This window comes from Algoriphagus iocasae (genome assembly GCF_014206875.1).
Lineage (GTDB): Bacteria > Bacteroidota > Bacteroidia > Cytophagales > Cyclobacteriaceae > Algoriphagus > Algoriphagus iocasae.
Window position 1 is genome coordinate 190190 of the sequence record NZ_JACIJO010000002.1, and the last position, 17677, is coordinate 207866.

15 protein-coding genes are annotated in these 17677 nt (G+C 41.3%); 4 read left to right on the forward strand and 11 right to left on the reverse strand.

Features of this window, described 5'->3' with window-relative positions; all coding sequences use genetic code 11:
- Positions 1 to 12: 12 nt before the first annotated feature.
- The 8 genes from FHS59_RS08270 to mraZ are packed head-to-tail and all read right to left on the reverse strand — an operon-like array spanning position 13 to position 9052.
- Positions 13 to 1179, reverse strand: coding sequence for an FtsW/RodA/SpoVE family cell cycle protein (locus FHS59_RS08270; RefSeq protein ID WP_184494675.1), 1167 nt, complete (start codon positions 1177 to 1179; stop codon positions 13 to 15).
- Complete coding sequence (gene murD, locus FHS59_RS08275; RefSeq protein ID WP_184494676.1) at positions 1176 to 2528, reverse strand: UDP-N-acetylmuramoyl-L-alanine--D-glutamate ligase; 1353 nt, start codon at positions 2526 to 2528, stop codon at positions 1176 to 1178. Before murD ends, FHS59_RS08270 begins: the two co-directional genes overlap by 4 nt.
- A gap of 6 nt (positions 2529 to 2534) precedes the next feature.
- Positions 2535 to 3746 (reverse strand): phospho-N-acetylmuramoyl-pentapeptide-transferase, encoded by a 1212-nt coding sequence (gene mraY, locus FHS59_RS08280; protein WP_184494677.1) that lies wholly within the window; start codon positions 3744 to 3746, stop codon positions 2535 to 2537.
- Position 3747: 1 nt separating this feature from the next.
- Positions 3748 to 5211 (reverse strand): UDP-N-acetylmuramoyl-L-alanyl-D-glutamate--2,6-diaminopimelate ligase, encoded by a 1464-nt coding sequence (locus FHS59_RS08285; RefSeq protein WP_184494678.1) that lies wholly within the window; start codon positions 5209 to 5211, stop codon positions 3748 to 3750.
- Entirely contained in the window at positions 5212 to 7320 is a 2109-nt protein-coding gene (locus FHS59_RS08290) for a penicillin-binding protein (protein WP_184494679.1), read from the reverse strand.
- Entirely contained in the window at positions 7317 to 7706 is a 390-nt protein-coding gene (locus FHS59_RS08295) for an FtsL-like putative cell division protein (protein ID WP_184494680.1), read from the reverse strand. Before FHS59_RS08295 ends, FHS59_RS08290 begins: the two co-directional genes overlap by 4 nt.
- Complete coding sequence (gene rsmH / locus FHS59_RS08300) at positions 7703 to 8614, reverse strand: 16S rRNA (cytosine(1402)-N(4))-methyltransferase RsmH (protein ID WP_184494681.1); 912 nt, start codon at positions 8612 to 8614, stop codon at positions 7703 to 7705. Before rsmH ends, FHS59_RS08295 begins: the two co-directional genes overlap by 4 nt.
- A 3-nt stretch (positions 8615 to 8617) precedes the next feature.
- Positions 8618 to 9052 carry a division/cell wall cluster transcriptional repressor MraZ gene (gene mraZ, locus FHS59_RS08305; protein WP_184494682.1) on the reverse strand — a complete coding sequence of 145 codons (435 nt, stop codon included), beginning with the start codon at positions 9050 to 9052 and terminating at the stop codon, positions 8618 to 8620.
- A gap of 416 nt (positions 9053 to 9468) precedes the next feature.
- Between mraZ and FHS59_RS08310 the strand changes: the two genes are divergently transcribed.
- Positions 9469 to 10689, forward strand: coding sequence for a TlpA family protein disulfide reductase (locus tag FHS59_RS08310; RefSeq protein ID WP_184494683.1), 1221 nt, complete (start codon positions 9469 to 9471; stop codon positions 10687 to 10689).
- 3 nt (positions 10690 to 10692) lie between these two features.
- On the opposite strand, the gene FHS59_RS08315 is transcribed toward FHS59_RS08310, so the two are convergent.
- The 3 genes from FHS59_RS08315 to FHS59_RS08325 form a co-directional block, all read right to left on the reverse strand.
- A complete protein-coding gene (locus FHS59_RS08315; protein WP_184494684.1) occupies positions 10693 to 11919 on the reverse strand; it encodes a TCR/Tet family MFS transporter in 1227 nt (408 codons plus the stop codon).
- Between the two features lie 156 nt (positions 11920 to 12075).
- Positions 12076 to 14172 carry a M56 family metallopeptidase gene (locus FHS59_RS08320; RefSeq protein ID WP_184494685.1) on the reverse strand — a complete coding sequence of 699 codons (2097 nt, stop codon included), beginning with the start codon at positions 14170 to 14172 and terminating at the stop codon, positions 12076 to 12078.
- Positions 14172 to 14561 carry a BlaI/MecI/CopY family transcriptional regulator gene (locus FHS59_RS08325; RefSeq protein ID WP_184494686.1) on the reverse strand — a complete coding sequence of 130 codons (390 nt, stop codon included), beginning with the start codon at positions 14559 to 14561 and terminating at the stop codon, positions 14172 to 14174. The genes FHS59_RS08320 and FHS59_RS08325 overlap by 1 nt, the downstream gene beginning before the upstream one ends.
- Positions 14562 to 14776: 215 nt before the next feature.
- Here FHS59_RS08325 and FHS59_RS08330 point away from each other — a divergent pair, with 215 nt between their 5' ends.
- Genes FHS59_RS08330 through FHS59_RS08340 form a run of 3 tightly spaced genes read left to right on the forward strand, consistent with a single transcriptional unit; the run spans position 14777 to position 17675 of the window.
- Complete coding sequence (locus FHS59_RS08330; protein WP_184494687.1) at positions 14777 to 15886, forward strand: alkene reductase; 1110 nt, start codon at positions 14777 to 14779, stop codon at positions 15884 to 15886.
- 45 nt (positions 15887 to 15931) lie between these two features.
- Complete coding sequence (locus tag FHS59_RS08335) at positions 15932 to 16720, forward strand: NRDE family protein (RefSeq protein ID WP_184494688.1); 789 nt, start codon at positions 15932 to 15934, stop codon at positions 16718 to 16720.
- Entirely contained in the window at positions 16701 to 17675 is a 975-nt protein-coding gene (locus FHS59_RS08340) for a YpdA family putative bacillithiol disulfide reductase (protein ID WP_184494689.1), read from the forward strand. Before FHS59_RS08335 ends, FHS59_RS08340 begins: the two co-directional genes overlap by 20 nt.
- Positions 17676 to 17677: the final 2 nt, after the last annotated feature.

Sequence of the window (17677 nt, forward strand, 5' to 3'; positions counted from 1 at the left end):
TTCGTTTCGATGTTATACTGGTTTTAATCTTGATTTATTCGCTGCAGTAACACTGCTCATTTCTTCATCCTGATGATCTCCTCGACTGACAGACAGAATGATTCCCAAAGAAATCCCTGTAAATACCAATGAAGTACCACCCATACTTAATAGAGGCAAAGGCAATCCGGTAATCGGTCCTAATCCGACCGCAACGGCCATGTTTACCAAAGCCTGAATCACTAATGCAAAGCTCAATCCGGCAGATAATAAACCTCCAAATGCCTTATTGGAATTGGCGACAATCCGCATCCCTCGATAGAGCAAAGCCAGATATAAAAAGAGAACTGAAACGCCTCCAACCAAGCCATATTCTTCGATGATAATTGCATAAATGAAATCTGAATAAGGGTGAGGAAGTGAGTTTCTTTGCTCACTGTTCCCCGGTCCTTTTCCAGTCACCCCTCCAGTAGCAATCGCGATGTAAGATTGCTCTGCCTGGAATGGAACATCTTCCTTATCCATAAATGCCTCGATTCTGGAGAAGAAGGTTTCCCCTCTTTGTCCAAGAAATACCGCTGCTGTCAATCCGAGCATACCTACCATCACTACCATTGCCAGATATTTCACCGGAACTCTCCCCACAAACATGATAAGCAGGCAGGTCAACAAAAGGAGAATGGCTGTGGACATATTTGCCAAAGCGATCAATAAACAGATCACGCCGATCGCAATAATGATCGGAACGAAGGTGTTTTTGAAGTCTTTGATATTATTCTGTTTGCTCGCCAGCATCGCTGCCAAAGCTGCAATCAGGGCTAGTTTTGCTAAGTCTGAAGGTTGGAAAGCCTGGTTAATCACAGGGATCGTCAACCAACGATTTGCCTCATTGATATTGGAACCAAACATGTAAGTCAGTGCCAATAGAGGAATGGACAAGTACATGGCCAGTCGGGCATACAAAGCATAATTTCTATATGGAATCTTATGTGCAAACCACATCACTACCAGTGAAACCAATACCAGAAATGAATGTCTGAACAAATACACTTCCGTATTGCCGCCAGCATATTTATAGGCCAAGGAACCCGTGGCGGAGTAAACCACCAGAATGCTGAACAGCGACAATAAGATCACAATCCCCCAAATCAGAGGATCTCCCTTAAAGTGCTCATCTATCCATGCTTTAAACTGATTCATGCGATGGTTTCTGGTTTGAGTTCATTCACTGCGGATCGAAATTGCTCTCCGCGATCTTCATAATTCTTAAATAAATCAAAGCTGGCACAAGCCGGAGAAAGCAAAACCACATCTCCCGGTACTGCCAATAATTGTCCCCAGCTCACTGCTTCTTTGATACTTTGAGTTTCTCTGATTTCTGAAACAGCTCCGCTGAAAGCTTTTTTCAACTTCTCATTGTCTTTTCCTAGGCAGATCAAACATTTCACTTTTTCCTCCACCAAGCGGACAACCTTACTGTAATCATTTCCTTTATCCACTCCACCTGCTATCCAGATCAAAGGACTATCATATGCATCCAAAGCATAAGCAGTAGCTTCTACATTGGTTCCTTTGCTGTCATTGACAAAGCTGACTCCGTTGATCTCTCTGATCAGCTCCATACGATGAGAAGCATTTCTGAAAGTGCCAAAAGCCTCTTCCAACTTTTCCGCTGGCACTCCTGCTAGCAAAGCTGCAGTTCCTGCACACATGGCATTCATATAATTATGCTCACCTTTCAAAGAGAGTTTGTCTAAAGCAATTGAGATACTCGTCTCATTTACCTTCAATACCAATTGTCCGTCATGGACAAATCCACCATTTTCCTGAGTTGAATTGGTGGAAAACCAGAACAATTCCGGCTTTACTTTATTCTTATTTAAGCCTTCCGCAGTCAAAGGGTCAAGAGCATTCAAGATGACTTTATCCCGCTGGCCCATATTTTTAAACAACCTAAATTTGGACTGTAAGTAATTCTCTAGCTTGTAGTCATAGCGATCCAAATGATCAGGAGTGACATTTGTCAAGATTGCAATTGCTGGTCTAAAGCAGATAAATCCATCAATTTGATAGCTGCTGCATTCGATAACCCACCAATCGTGATCTCCATCCAACAATTGAGCAGCCCAGCTTTTGCCGACATTTCCTGCCAATCCCACATCCAAACCAGCTGACTTCAACAAATGGTAAGTGAGCAAAGTGGTGGTCGTTTTCCCGTTTGTCCCGGTAATTGCGATCACTTTCCCTGCACTGAATCGATTGGCAAATTCCAACTCATCAATAACCGCAATACCTTCGTTCAATGCTTTCTGGACGATATAGGCTTTTTCCGGAATCCCTGGAGATTTGATAATCAAATCAGAATTGAGAATAATTGCTTCAGAGTGCAACCCCTCTTCGTAGGGGATTTCTTCCAACTCCAACTGCTCTTTTCTTGCCTCTGAAATCTTACCCGAATCTGAAACCCACACGGCAAAGCCATTCCGTTTTGCGAGCATTGCTGCCCCCAATCCGCTTTCTCCGGCTCCTAGTATGGTTATTTGTTTCATTTTCTTTTATCTCAATTTTAAAGTCGCCAATGTGATGACTGCCAGTAAAATCCCAACAATCCAAAACCGGGTTACGATTTTGGCTTCAGGGATACTTTTCTTTTGATAATGATGATGTAGTGGGGACATGAGGAAAATCCTCTTCCCTTCTCCATATTTCTTTTTTGTGTATTTGAAATAGCTCACCTGCAGAATAACACTGGCATTTTCAACCACGAAAATCCCACACATCAACGGAATCAATAATTCCTTTCGAAGTGTCAAAGCCAATACTGCGATCACTCCTCCAAGCATCAAGCTTCCTGTATCTCCCATAAAAACCTGGGCTGGATATGCGTTGTACCAAAGGAATCCGATACATGCTCCGATAAATGCGGATGCGAAAATCACCAACTCTCCAGAGTTAGGGATATACATAATATTTAGGTACTGGGAGAAAATGGCGTTACCACTGATATAGGCAAAAATGGCGATTGTAAGGCCTATTATGGCCGAAGTTCCAGCTGCTAATCCATCAATCCCGTCCGTGATATTTGCTCCGTTAGAAACTGCCGTGATGATAAAAATCACCACAAGAATGTACAGTACTGGAGTCATTGCCTCACCCAAAAAGCCTAAAAGCGTCTCATAATTGAGCTCGTTATTTTTTACAAATGGAATAGTGGTCTTCGCAACTTTTACATCCTTAAATGCCGGAGTTTCAACTATTCCTTCCTCAATAGAAACAGGGTTTTGGAATTCACGAATCACCACATCCTCATTGAAATAAAGCGTAGCTCCCACGATAATCCCGATTCCGATTTGACCGACGATTTTGAATTTACCTGCAAGTCCTTCTTTGTTCTTTTTGAATACTTTGATGTAATCATCCAAAAAGCCGATTGCTCCTAACCAAATAGTGGTGATCAACAAAAGAATGATATAGATATTATTCAGGTCTCCGAAAAGCAGTGTTGGAATCAGAATCGCAGCAATCATCATCAATCCCCCCATAGTTGGAGTTCCTTTTTTCTGATTCTGTCCTTCTAGCCCCAGATCTCTTACTGTTTCTCCAATCTGCTTTTTTCGAATCCAATCGATGATTTTATGACCGAAACTGATGGTGATGATCAATGAAAATAGCGCAGCCATCCCAGCCCTGAACGAAATGTATCGAAATACACCTGTACCAGGGATGTCCAAGACTTGATCTAAATATTCAAAAATGGGATACAACATCTCAGCTCTGGGTAAATTGAGTTAATAATTCTGTCACTACTTCTGCATCATCAAAATGATGCTTGACACCTTTTATTTCTTGATAATCTTCATGGCCTTTGCCGGCGATCAAGATGATATCTCCTTTTTGGGAAAGCATACAAGCCGTTTTGATGGCCTCTCTGCGATCTTCTATGGTCAATATTTTTCTGATTTCTGTTGGACCAATACCTGCCTGCATGTCCTTCAAGATTTCCATAGGTTCTTCAAACCTTGGATTGTCAGAAGTCAAAATGGCTTTATCACTTTCCTGAACAGCTATTTTAGCCATCACAGGTCTTTTGGTCTTATCGCGATTTCCACCACAGCCAACTACTGTGATCAATTGCTCATTTCCAGTCCGGACTCCGTTGATGGTTTTCAGAACATTATCCAAAGCATCTGGTGTATGCGCATAATCCACGATGGCTGTGATGCCGCCGATCGAAATTCGATCAAAGCGGCCTTTTGCACCTCTGATTCCTGAAAGTTCTCTCAGCACTTCCTCTTCATCTTCTCCTAACAGAACCGCTGTGCCCATCACTCCAAGAAGATTATAGGCATTAAATGATCCGATCATTCGGAACCAGATCAACTTGTTATTGATCTCTAATTCCAATCCTTCAAGCGTATTGGAAATGATTTTTGCCTTAAAATCTGCAGGAGACCTCAGCGCGTAAGTCTGATGAGTCGCTTTGCTGTTTTGAAGCATCACCATCCCTCTTTTATCATCCGCATTTACTAGTGCAAAAGCATCTTTCGGTAATTCATCAAATAGCTTTTTCTTCGCCTTGATGTACTCGTCAAAGGTTTTATGATAATCCAGATGGTCGTGAGAAATATTGGTAAAAACGGCCCCGGCTAGTTTCAATCCGGCAATTCTTTCTTGCACAATTGCATGGGAACTCGCCTCCATAAAACAATGAGTACAACCCGCATCTAGCATTTGACGAAGGAGGCTTTGTACACTGACTGAATCCGGAGTGGTATGCGTAGCAGGAATTACTTCTGAATTGATTTTATTTTCTACCGTAGAAAGCAAGCCAACACTATATCCCATCGCAATGAAAAGCTGATGAAGAAGCGTGACCGTAGTGGTTTTCCCGTTTGTTCCTGTTACTGCAACAACCTTGATTTTATCCGAAGGATTATCAAAATAATTGGCCGCCATGATTCCCATTGCTTTGGAAGAGCTCACCACCTGTACATAAGTGATACCTTCTTTTAGCGGCTCTGGCAAAGTTTCACAAACGATGACCGTAGCACCTTTTTCGATGGCAGTATCGATAAAATCATGACCATCAACTTGAGTACCGGGAACAGCCACAAAAACGGATCTTTCAACCACTTTGCGGCTATCAAAGACAATATTCTGAATCCGCAATTCCATGTCACCGGTAGTGCTGATCAGAGATACTTTATATAATATGTCTTTTAATACTTTCATTTAGCCTAAAACCAGATTGATGGTTGCGTTTTGAGTTAATGTAGTTCCAGGGGAAAGCGATTGGGTTTTGACCACTCCTTTTCCTGAATAATTGACTTTCAAACCTTTGTTTTCAAGAATAAATAGGGCATCCCGTAATGGTAAACCTGATACATCAGGGATTTTAGCCTCATCTGTTTCATTGTTTTGCCATTGGATTTGATCTGAATTTGAGACCATTTTCACCCATTCCTCTGCATTCGCTGCACCAGCCTTTACTCCTAGTTCTTCGAAAATCTCATTCAATTCTCCTCCTCTACCTGCTTTGATAAATGGAACTTTTGAGTCGTTATTTTCAGCCTGGAAAATCTGGTTTTGATTGGATGGATTCAATTCGATATCCAAAGCGTAAATCCTATCTGCGATCTCTTTAAATACTGGAGCAGAAACATCACCACCATAGGCAGCAAAACCTTCCGGACTATCGATCACCACAATCATGGAGTATTTCGGGTTGTCAGCAGGGAAATAGCCAGCGAAACTTGTATAGTATTTTCGGGTATATCTCCCGTTTACCAACTTCTGCGCTGTTCCAGTTTTACCTGCAATTTTATAGTCTGCATTGGCTATGTTTCTAGCTGTACCTCTGATAACTACTCCCTCTAATAGCTCTTGTAATTGCTTGATGGTCTTTTCAGAAGCAATTCGATCTCGAATGATTTCAGTATCAAATCTTTCCTGAATAGTATTCCCTTTAGAAATTGACCGTACGATCATAGGCTTGACCATTGTACCGCCATTGGCGACAGCATTGTAAAGTGCCAGCGTATGCAGCGGATTCAACTTGATTTCGTACCCAATAGAGATCCATGGAAGAGAGGTTCCATACCAGTTTTTATCTCCAGGCTTCTTGAAATAAGGCTTTCCTTCTCCGACCAACTGGAATCCAACTGGCTCTTTTAAACCAACTTTATCGACATAGGCCATAAACTTGGAAGGGCTCGAGCCAAAATATTCATCCACCAATTTTGATATTCCAACATTCGAGGATTTCTCAAATGCCTCACGGACAGTCAATGTGCCGTAGCCTCCGTTTTTTGCATCGGTCATGGTACGGTCATAAAATTTATGAGCACCATTTCCAGTCTCTACTTTATCATTTAAGCTGATTTTATTCTCTTCCAGAAGGGCCAAAATCGACAACAATTTAAAAGTGGAACCAGGCTCGGTATTCCCCTGATCTCCAATGGCGAAATTGTAGTTTTCACCATATCCATTGCCGCTCTTATTTTTTTGAAGGTTGGTAATGGCTTTGATCTCACCGGTTTTTACCTCCATCACGATAACAGAACCAAATTCCGCATTTCGATCTACCAATTGCCTTCTCAATGCTGTTTCAGCAACATCCTGAATATTTACATCCAGGGTCGTCACGATATCTGACCCGTTTTCTGGCTTCACATCTTCCGCATCGAAAACCGGCTTCCAGCTACCTCCGGCAAGTCTTTGGAACAAAGCTTTTCCGTCCGTGCCTTTCAAGTACTCATTGAATGAATATTCGATTCCTGCACCGTATTCATCTTCATTCAAAAAGCCAACGGTACGGCTGGCAAGGGAATTAAATGGTCGATATCTTTTTTCTACTTTTTCAAACAGCACTCCTCCGCCCAAACGGCCTCCTCTAAAAATTGGCCACTTAGACATTTCCTGCATATCCTGATAGCCGATTTGTCTTCTATTAAGAACCAAATACCGCTTATTGTCTTTTCGTGCATCGTTGATCATCCGCTTATAAGCTGTTGCGGATTTGTCTTTATAAAATGCTGAAAGCTTCTGGGCCAAAGAGTCGATTTTTGCCTTGTACCGATCTTCTTTGACAATTGTTGGATCAATTGCTACTCTATAAAAAGGTAAACTTGTGGCCATCAAACTTCCGTCACCGGCATAGATATTTCCCCGAGTGGCTGGCACCTCTCTATATTGGAAATTGATGGTTTCGGCTTTTTCTCTCCATTTGTCCCCCTCATCTAGTTGGAGCTGGGCAATACGGTAAGGTATTGCGGCCGCAACCAGCGCAACAAGGATGAATACCACCCTCACTCGGAGCAATATGGATCGTTTTATATTCACTTATCTACCTCGATCTTGATCGGTGGTTGATTTAATTCTTCTATTTCTTGTGCCGAAACACGTTTTGCCACTTCTGACTGCATGCTGCTTAGCATGTACTCAGCTTCAAGCGTAGTTACATCCGCACGAAGGTCCTCGACCTCCTGCTGTGCCTTTTCAATTTTTCGCACCATGTTTTCAGCATGGTGATTACTCCAGATATAGATCAACGCCAAAAGGACTACAAACCCAACTGGCGGAACCAACTGCACCGGGACACCTTCTCCAAGCAACCCCGTCACATTTAACTTTTCTTCTATCCAAGTGAATATGGTCTTTCTAGGACCTCCACTCTTTTTGGAAGCATTTTCCTTTTTAAGTTTCTTCTTAAAGCTGTTCTCGCTCATTTCCCTGTCTTTTTAGCAACTCTCAGTTTTGCACTTCTTGCTCTTGGATTCCTTGCTATTTCTTCCTCATCAGCGACTACCGCTCCCCGTACTACCGGTTCAAGTGGCCTGATCAGATTGCCATAAAAATCCTTTTCTACTTCTCCCTGAAATTTTCCTTTTTGAATCAGGTTTTTGACCAATCGGTCCTCTAAACTATGATAGCTCATCACTACCAACCTTCCCTCTGGCTTTAGCAATTCCACAGCACTCAGCAACATTTCTTCCAAAGCTCCCATCTCATCGTTCACTTCTATTCTCAAAGCCTGAAAGACCTGAGCATAATATTTGAAATCCTTGCCTCGAGGGGCATATTTCTTCAAGAAAGACGTAAACCCTTCTGTCGTTTCAAAAGGCTGCGAAGCCCGCTCAGCGACAACTGCTTGTGCCAAGGTTTTTGCGTTTTTTACTTCTCCATAAATGCCGAAAATCTTATGAAGCTTAGATTCCTCATAAGTATTGAGCACCTCTTTGGCAGAAAGATCCGCCGACTGATTCATCCGCATGTCCAGACTACCACTAAAGCGGGTAGAAAATCCCCGACTAGGTTCATCAATCTGATGGGAAGAAATTCCCAGATCCGCCAAAATCCCATCAACCTTCTTCACACCATGTAATCTGAGATACCTTTTCAGATCCCGGAAATTGGCTTCCACGAAAGTGAACCGGTCATTTTCCGGAATATTTGCAATGGCATCTGCATCCTGATCAAATCCATAAAGATGGCCTTTGTCCAAATGCTTGAGGATCTCACGTGAATGCCCACCTCCACCGAAAGTGACATCGACATAGGTTCCGTTGGGGTCAATAGCCAAGCCTTCAGTGCATTGAGCTAGCATCACTGGAATATGGTAAACAGACTCTGTCATGGTTTAGGAGAGGTATTTTTCCATCAAAGCCGACAAGTCAGCCGGATCAGGGATGACATGCTTGGCATGATTTTCAGGATTCCAGATTTCTATTCGTGCCCCGTTTCCGGCGACAACTACTTCTTTTTCAAGTCCTGCGTAAGCCTGAAACGTTTTCGGTATCAAAAGCCTACCGGCGCTGTCCAACTCCACATCGACTACAGTATTGAAAAATGCACGCTGCAATGCACGCTGTTCAGGATTGTTGATGTTCAGAGATTTTATCTGATTTTCTAACTTCCTATATTCCACCATAGGATACAAAGCCAAACAATGATCCTCTGCCATCCGAAGCATCAAAGTAGTCCCATTAGCCTCTGGTATCGCTGCCTTAATTTTTGCCGGCAGCGCCAGACGACCTTTCGGATCTAGCTTACAATCGTAATGGCTGTTGAACATCGCTTTCTTTTTCCCTGATATATGTGGTAAAGACAAAAGTAATAAAATGATATACACATTCTACCACTTTCCCCCACTTTTTCCCACTTTCTCTTAAAAGTAGCCAAAAGTTTCATCCAAGCCAATATTTTTCAAAATATTTCAAGGAATATTTCAGAGATATTCAGATGATTAACAGCCCATTATAAAATTCAAAAAACCTCAATTATTAACATTCTGGAGGGCTTTTTTTCCTGTAAAATCCAATTTTATTGAATCATTCCCAGAAGAGGGGTAGAAAAGTGGAGAGATTTCCCAAAATTTTTAAAAGAATCTCCAAAGCCAGTTTATTTTTCTCAATTCAAACATATACTACCCTACAAATCTTGTAGACTTAATTGAATATTAATTTAGATTTGTAGCTACGCTCCTCACCTATGAAAAAATTAATCCTACTAGCACTGATTCCCTTCCTATTTGGATGCAATACCTCCACAAAAAAAACCGCGAATTTTGAAGGAGAATGGCATGGATATTTAGATTTAGGAGATGACCATCTTCCTTTTTGGATCAATCTGGAAAAATCTGAAAATCAATGGACTGCTTATCTGATAAATGATCAGGAAAGACTAGCCGTCCCAGATGTCACCATCAAGGGTGACAGCATTCATATTGAAATGAATGCCTTTGATTCAGAGGTATTTGCGAAGCTAGATGAGGATGGAGTAATACGTGGAAGATATCAGCGCAATTACCAGGAAAACTATAAATCTGCATTTGTTGCGGAAAGAAATATCCAAACAAGATTCCCTGTTCTGGAAGAACCAACTTCTGATTTTTCCGGGAAATGGGAGTTTGAATTCACAAGATCAGACAGTAGCACTTATCAGGCAATTGGAGTTTTCAAGCAAAATGGTAATAAAATCACGGGAACTTTTCTAACCAATTTTGGAGACTATCGATTTTTGGAAGGAAACGTCAGCGGAGACACTTTTTTTCTAAGTGCATTTGATGGAGGACATGCCTTTTTCTTTACCGGTTCCGAGTCAAATTCCGGAATAGTATCTGGCAGATTTAGGTCAGGCCCAATTTATTTTCAGACCTTTTCCGCTATTAGAAATAAAGATTTTGAATTGCCGGAAAACAATGATCTGACTCAGCTAAATGAAGGGTATGAAACACTTGACTTCAGTTTTCCGGATATAGATGGAAAGATCATTTCTCTTGGCGATTCGACTTTTGAGGATCAAATTGTCTTGGTTCAGCTTTTTGGAACTTGGTGCGCCAACTGTATGGACGAAACAAATTTTCTGGCTCCCTGGTACGAGGAAAATAAAGGAAAAGGGATCGAAGTAGTTGCTTTGGCTTTCGAAAGTAAGCCTGATTTTGAATATGCAGTAGGCCGATTAAAAAAACATGCCGAACGATTTGATGTTCCTTATCCGCAATTGATTGCCGGGGTTTCCAACAAAGAAAAAGCTGGCGAAGCTCTCCCTGCACTTAAAGAAGTGCAAGCTTTCCCGACGTTAATTTACATGGATAGAAACCATAAAGTAAGGAAAATCCACACAGGATTTAACGGTCCGGGAACAGGAGAATATTATGCTAAATGGGTTGAAGAGCATAAACTTTTTATCGACAAACTCTTGGCCGAATAAAACTTAAACTGCTTTCAAAAGCCTAGTAGAAAGCACTCTATAGGCAAATATCAAGCTGATGACCATCAATATTGACGCAAGATAAAATGAAGCTCCTGGTAGATAAATCGGAGCATCTTCAGAACTGAAATAAGCGAATATTGAATTCATCATCAATGGACCAATAATAGATGTCAAACTGACTAAGCTGGTCAACGCTCCTTGCAATTCTCCTTGTTGATTAGAGGGGACCTGACTGGAAATTATCCCTTGCAATGCCGGTCCGGAGATTCCTCCCAAACAATAAGGGATCAAAAAGACAAACATCATCCAACTCAAAGAAGCAATACCGAAGCAGAAGAGTCCAATGGCATTTAATGCAATCCCAAAATAGACAGACTTTGCCTGACCCAATTTGGGAATCACGACCCGAATCAATCCTCCCTGAACTATCGCCACCAATAAACCAACCACTCCCAGGGAATATCCCACCATCGCCTCATCCCAACCAAATTTAAACATGGTATAATAGGACCAATTGCTTTGGACAGCATGGCTGGAAATATAAATCAAGACCAATGATAAAACCAGGCCCGATATCACTGGATATTTTCTGAGGTGCATCAACGAGCCAATTGGATTTGCCCTTCGCCAATCAAAAGCCCGTCTTTCCGATGCCTCCAAAGATTCTGGAAGAACAAAATACCCGTAAAGAACATTTAATAAGGACAATGCCGCGGCGACTAGAAATGGAGCTCTAGGCCCAAATTCTGCACCGGCCATTCCGCCAATTACAGGTCCAATGATAAACCCCAATCCAAAAGCAGCTCCAATAAGTCCAAAATTTTGAGATCGTTTTTCTGGAGTACTGATATCAGCAATATAAGCGGTGGCGGTAGTGAAACTTGCCCCAAAAATCCCTGCTACAAGGCGACCTACAAAAAGCCAAAAAAGTGTTGGGGCAAAAGCATGAAAAACATAATCAATCCCTAATCCCAGCAAGGAAAGTAAAAGTACAGGTCGTCTACCAAATCGATCGGAAAGCCCACCCATAATTGGTGAAAAAACGAATTGCATGGCTGCAAAAGAAAAAAGCAACCAGCCACCATATTGTGAAGCCTGACTTAGTCCCTCTCCTGTCAATTCCTCGATCAAACTCGGCACCACCGGTATAATTACGCCTAGACCGATCACATCCACCAAAATGGTGATGAAAATAAACAGCAAGGAACGCTTCGAGTTTTGTCGCATGATTTAGTGAAAGTTCAAACTTAAAATTCTTGATGCAATTTTTTGTCATGGTCCTCGAATGAGAACAAAAAAAAGACCTGCTCATTGGGCAGGTCTTTTTCGAAGCATCAACACACAATTACCTTTTCAGGCATTTATCTTTCTTAAAACGATCAATTACTTGTTATCGTTTTTTTTCTGTAGTTCTTCTTGAAGTCTTTTTTGAAATTCCTGGATTTTGGCTTGATTTTCCTTTTGCCAAACTTCCATTTTACGCTGGTATTCTTCCATTTTTGGCTGCATCTCCTTCTCCCAAGCCTTCATTTTTTCTTCAAACTCCTTCAATTTTGGTTCATTTGATTTTTGCCATTCCTGCATCTTCATTTCAAACTCTTTCATTTTAGGCTCATAGGCCTTCTGCCACTCCTGCATTTTAGCTTCGAATTCCTTCATTCTTGGCTCATTGGCTTTCTCCCATTCTTTCATTTTCAGCTCATACTCCTTCATTCTAGGCTCATTTTCTTTCTCCCAAGCCTTCATTTTCTCCTCAAACTCCTTCATTTTAGGAGCCATAGTTTTCTCCCACTCAGCTGCTTTTTTCTCCATATCTGCCGCTCTGGCATCCATTTCTTTTTTCCACTGCTCCTTTTCGGCTTTGGTCATTCCCACTGTGTCTTTGTGAAAATCCTTCCATTCAGTCCCATCAAAATCCCAGAACCCTTCTATGCCCTCAAACTCTATTGGAGGCATTGGAGCCATCTCAAATTCCATCGGTGGCATCGGTGCCATTTCAAATTCAAAATCTGGAGCCGGAGCCATTTCGAAATTCATTTCAGGTGCAATTGCCAATTCAAAGTCCATCATTGGAGCCATAGCCCCTTCTGGAAACTCAGGCATGGGAGACAATTCCAATTCCGGCATATTTTCAAGAACGACTGTCTTGCCATCATGCTTGTAAACGAAAGTGCCTTTCTTATTACCCTTCATGATCACTGTATCACCCTCTCGTATGATTGTATCCCCTTTGATCTGAATGCGGTACTCCTTACGGTCTTTCAGTTCGATCACCTCATTATTTTCATTCACCCAAACTGGGTTTCCATCTGTGATAATGATTTTCTCACCCTTTTCAGGAATGGTGTCTAAAGTCAAAGCAAGGTTTTTCGTTGATCTAGTGGAGACCACAGAAGAAACTTCTGTTTGATTGATAGGCTGAATTTTTTCCGTTTTGGCAGGAGCATCCTGCTGCGCACTTGCCATCAGGCCGGCACTAAGTATTAATGTGATTAACATAGGGATAGAAATTATAGGGTTCTGAGGATATGTCTGAGCTGGGTAGCCCATGATTCTTTTGATTCTTTGTAGGGTTGGATTTCTTTTTTTGCCAGCTGCAAGCGCTAACTCGGGCGGATTTTGCTTCGCAAAGTTTAAAACCTCTGCAAGTCCATAAGCCAGTTCCTTGGCAGAAACTCCCGCTGATACTGCTAGATCATCGGATGCATTTTCACGCAATTCTTTCACAGTCTGACTCATCCACCAGAAGCAAGGATGGTAGAAGAAAACCACCTCTAAAGTAGATTGAAGCAGATTTGCCAAATAATCATTTCGCTTGACGTGGGCTAATTCATGTGCTATGATTGCTTCCAGTTGAGCAGGTGAAAGCTGAAATATCAAACCTGCTGGGATTAAGATTACGGGTTTCAAAAACCCAAAAGTGATTGGAGAAAGTCCTACTTCAGATATTCTAAGCTGCACTTTTTTGGAGATCCCTAAGTTGGAAGCCATTCTAGACACTGTCTCGTTCAACTGGGCATCTAGACTAATGCTGGATGATTTTCTGAGAATCCGGATTTCTGAAAGACTGTTTACCAATCTAAAGAGGAAGAGAATTGCTCCCAAAAACCAAAAATTAACGAGGATAGGTAATTGACTTTCGATCCATTGGATCAGTTTAGGAATCAGACTTTCTGAAGCTGTGGCTGAAATTTCTCCCATTTGACTCCACACCATCGCGTCCAAAACCAGGTCTTCTGAAGCTGTGGTTGCAACTGGGATATCAAGTTGGTAGATAAATGTAGCAACAGCCGCTATTAAAGTGATGCCTAAACTTCCAAGGGCCAGATTATATTTAAATGCTGGAGTTCGGTGAGAAAACAACTTGAGTAACACCCAAAGAGAGGCTCCAATTAATACAAGCTGCCAAACAGAATGCACCAAGGTCCATCCAAGGGCATACAGCAAATGATCCGGTATCAAATCGTTTAAAATTGTCATCAGGAATTCTGTTCTAGTTGGTCTAAAAATTCTCTTATTTCATTCAATTCTTCCTTAGAAGGATTTTCTTGTCCAAGTGCCTGCATCACAAGCTTTTTCGCCGAGCCTCCAAAAGCAGTAGCCATCAGATTTTTGATCAGAGACTTTTGAGTTTCTCCCTGATTGGTGGCAGGCTTGTAGATGTGTGTTCTACTTTTTTCGTCTCTAGTCACCATTCCTTTGGCATGCATGATCTGCATGATTTTCAGCGTGGTGGTATATCCGGTTTCTTTGGTTTTAGAAATCTCCTCGTGAATCTGTCTCACACTGGCTTCTTTCTTTTCCCAAAGCAGGGATAAAATCTCAAGTTCGGCTTCTGTAGGTTTGCTCATGGCTTTGTTATACGACATCTTTCGTACAAAGTTATACGAAGACAATCGTAATATCAAAAATTCTACGAAAATAATCGTATTAAAAAGTGTTAAACATCTCTAATTCAATTAAAATGCCTCAAAAAATAAAATAGATCTCAGAAATCTCAACTCTAAAAATTAGAGAAGGAACTTTCTTACCTAGACATTAGTTGTATAAACATTGAATTTTTAAACAAAACCAACTAAATACCATGAGTAAGAATCAAGCATTATTAAGACCGATCACACTCGGGAATCTTAATTTATCGAATAGAGTCTGGATGGCTCCAATGACTAGATCTAGAGCAGCCAATCCTGAAAACAAACCATTTGAAATTCACGCAAAATACTACCAGCAAAGAGCTTCTGCCGGATTGATCATTACGGAAGGATCCCAAATTTCCAAAAGAGCTGTAGGGTATATTAATACGCCTGGAATTTATTCGCAAGAGCAAGTAGATGGTTGGAAAAAAGTAACTAAAGCCGTGCATGAGGAAGATGGACATATTTTCATCCAGTTATGGCATGTAGGAAGGATCTCACACCCTGACTTCCATAATGGAGAGTTGCCATTGGCACCTTCTGCCATCAACCCAAATGAAAAATCCTACACTCCGGAAGGCTTTAAGGAAACAGTCACTCCGAAAGCGATGAGCATTGAGGAAATCAAACAGACCATCGAGGACTTCAAAAATGGAGCGAAAAATGCGATGGAAGCTGGTTTTGACGGAGTAGAAATTCACTCTTCCAATGGCTATTTATTGCATCAGTTTTTTAACAGAACAAGTAATGTCCGAACTGACGAATACGGTGGAAGCATTGAAAACAGAGCAAAAATCCTTTTTGAAGTAATCGAGGCAATTAAGGAAGTGATGCCAGAAAATAAAATCGGTGTAAGATTGAATCCATCACTAAATGGTGTTTTTGGTATGAAAGCTGACGAAGAAACCATTCCGACTTTTGACTACATTATCAAGAAGTTGAATGAATACGATTTGGCCTATCTACACTTATCAGAACCTTTCAGTGACGTATCGGACATTCCATATTTGGAACCAAACATCGCCAAAAGGTACAGACCTATGTATAAAGGTACGTTGGTGATAAACAATCAATTTGATCAGGAAAAAGGAAATAAGATTATCGAAGAAGGACTGGCAGATGCTGTAGCCTTTGGAAAGTTGTTTATCTCAAATCCTGATTTACCTATTAGGTTTGAAAGCGAAGCACAGTTGGCAGATTGGGATCAGGACACCTTTTACACTCCTGGTGAAAAAGGATACACTGACTACCCATTACTAGAAGAAACAATAGTTGGTTAATTACCGAAAGGGCCGGAAATTCCGGCCTTTTCTTTACATTTAAAAATGTGTTTAGTAGCTATTTCCTGGAAAAATCATCCAGAGTACCCACTGATTATTCGAGCTAATCGAGATGAATTTTTCGATCGCCCGACTGCTAAGATTCATTTGTGGGAATCTGGTTTTTATGGAGGAAAAGACCTAAAAAGCGGTGGAACCTGGATGGGTTTTAACCCTAATGGAAGATGGGCTTTGCTTACCAATTATCGAGATTTTAATAATCCAAGGAAAGCTCAAATCAGCAGAGGAAAATTGGTGCAGGATTTTTTAGAAAGCACAGTAGCACCAAAAGAATATCTGGCTTCGGTTGAAGCACATCGAGATAAATATGATGGTTTCAATCTGCTGGTTTCCGACGGAGTAAAACTCTTTTATTTCAGCAATTTTGGAAAAGGAATCTCTGAAGTAGCTCCTGGAATTCACGGGCTAAGCAATGGCTTATTAAACGACCCATGGCCTAAAGTTGAATTGGCTAAATCTGAATTAAACCAAGTGACTTCGGAACAATTTACTGTCGACAAGCTGTTAGGAACACTTATTTCAAAGAAAACTTATCCAATCAGCCAACTCCCAAACACAGGTGTTCCTGAAGAAATGGAAATTGGGCTTTCGGCTCAGTTTATCCGATTGGGAGATAATTATGGAACAGTTTCGTCTACTGCTTTGACTTTGGATAAAAGTGGAAAAGTATGGATGAAAGAGCGGAGTTTTCAACCTGATTACAGTAAATTCACCGATGAGACCTATTCGTTTCATAGCTCAAACCTAGAAATTGATGAACCAGAAAATATATGATGTCCTGATCGTGGGCGGAGGACCAATTGGCCTTGCTTGTGGTGTTGAAGCTCAAAAAGCGGATCTTGACTATGTAATTCTTGAAAAAGGAGCTTTGACCAATTCCATTTTCAACTACCCCATCAACATGACTTTTTTCTCCACTTCAGAAAGATTGGAGATGGCCAATATTCCTTTTATGTCTATCGGGAATAAACCCACCCGAACGGAAGCATTGGAATATTACAGAAGGGTTTTCCTTCATTTTAATCTAAATGTCAAGCTTTACGAAGGAGTAGAAACCTTGGCTAAAAACGGTGAGAATTTCGAGGTCAAGACCTCCAAAGGAACTTATCAAACCAAAAAGATTATCCTAGCTACTGGCTTTTACGATCTTCCAAATCTAATGAATGTTCCCGGCGAGGATTTGCCAAAAGTTCAACACTATTACAAAGAACCATGGCCCTTTATCGGCCAAAAAGTATTGGTAGTGGGCGGAGCGAATTCTGCTGTCGATGCAGCATTGGAAACATGGAGAAAGGGAGCTGAAGTAAGTATGGTTCTGTTGGAAGATGAAGTCGACGAAAATGTGAAATATTGGGTTCGCCCGGATATCATGAACCGCATCAAAGAAGGTTCGATCAAAGCTTTTACGAAATCCAGAATCAAAGAAATCCGAGAGCATGAAGTTGTGATCAACACTCCAGAGGGTGAGGTAACAATTGAAAATGATTTTGTATTGGCGATGACAGGTTACAAACCCAATTTTGCCCTACTCGATCAATTGGGAGTGGAAATGAGCCAGGATGAAAAAAGACAACCCTGCTACGATGAGTTAAATCAGGAATCTAACGTACCGGGAGTTTATTTGGCAGGTGTGGTTTGCGGGGGACTGAATACAAGGGAATTCTTTATCGAAAACAGCATCGTACATGCAGAGATGATTATGAAGGATATCAAAGAAAAGTTGGGTTGATT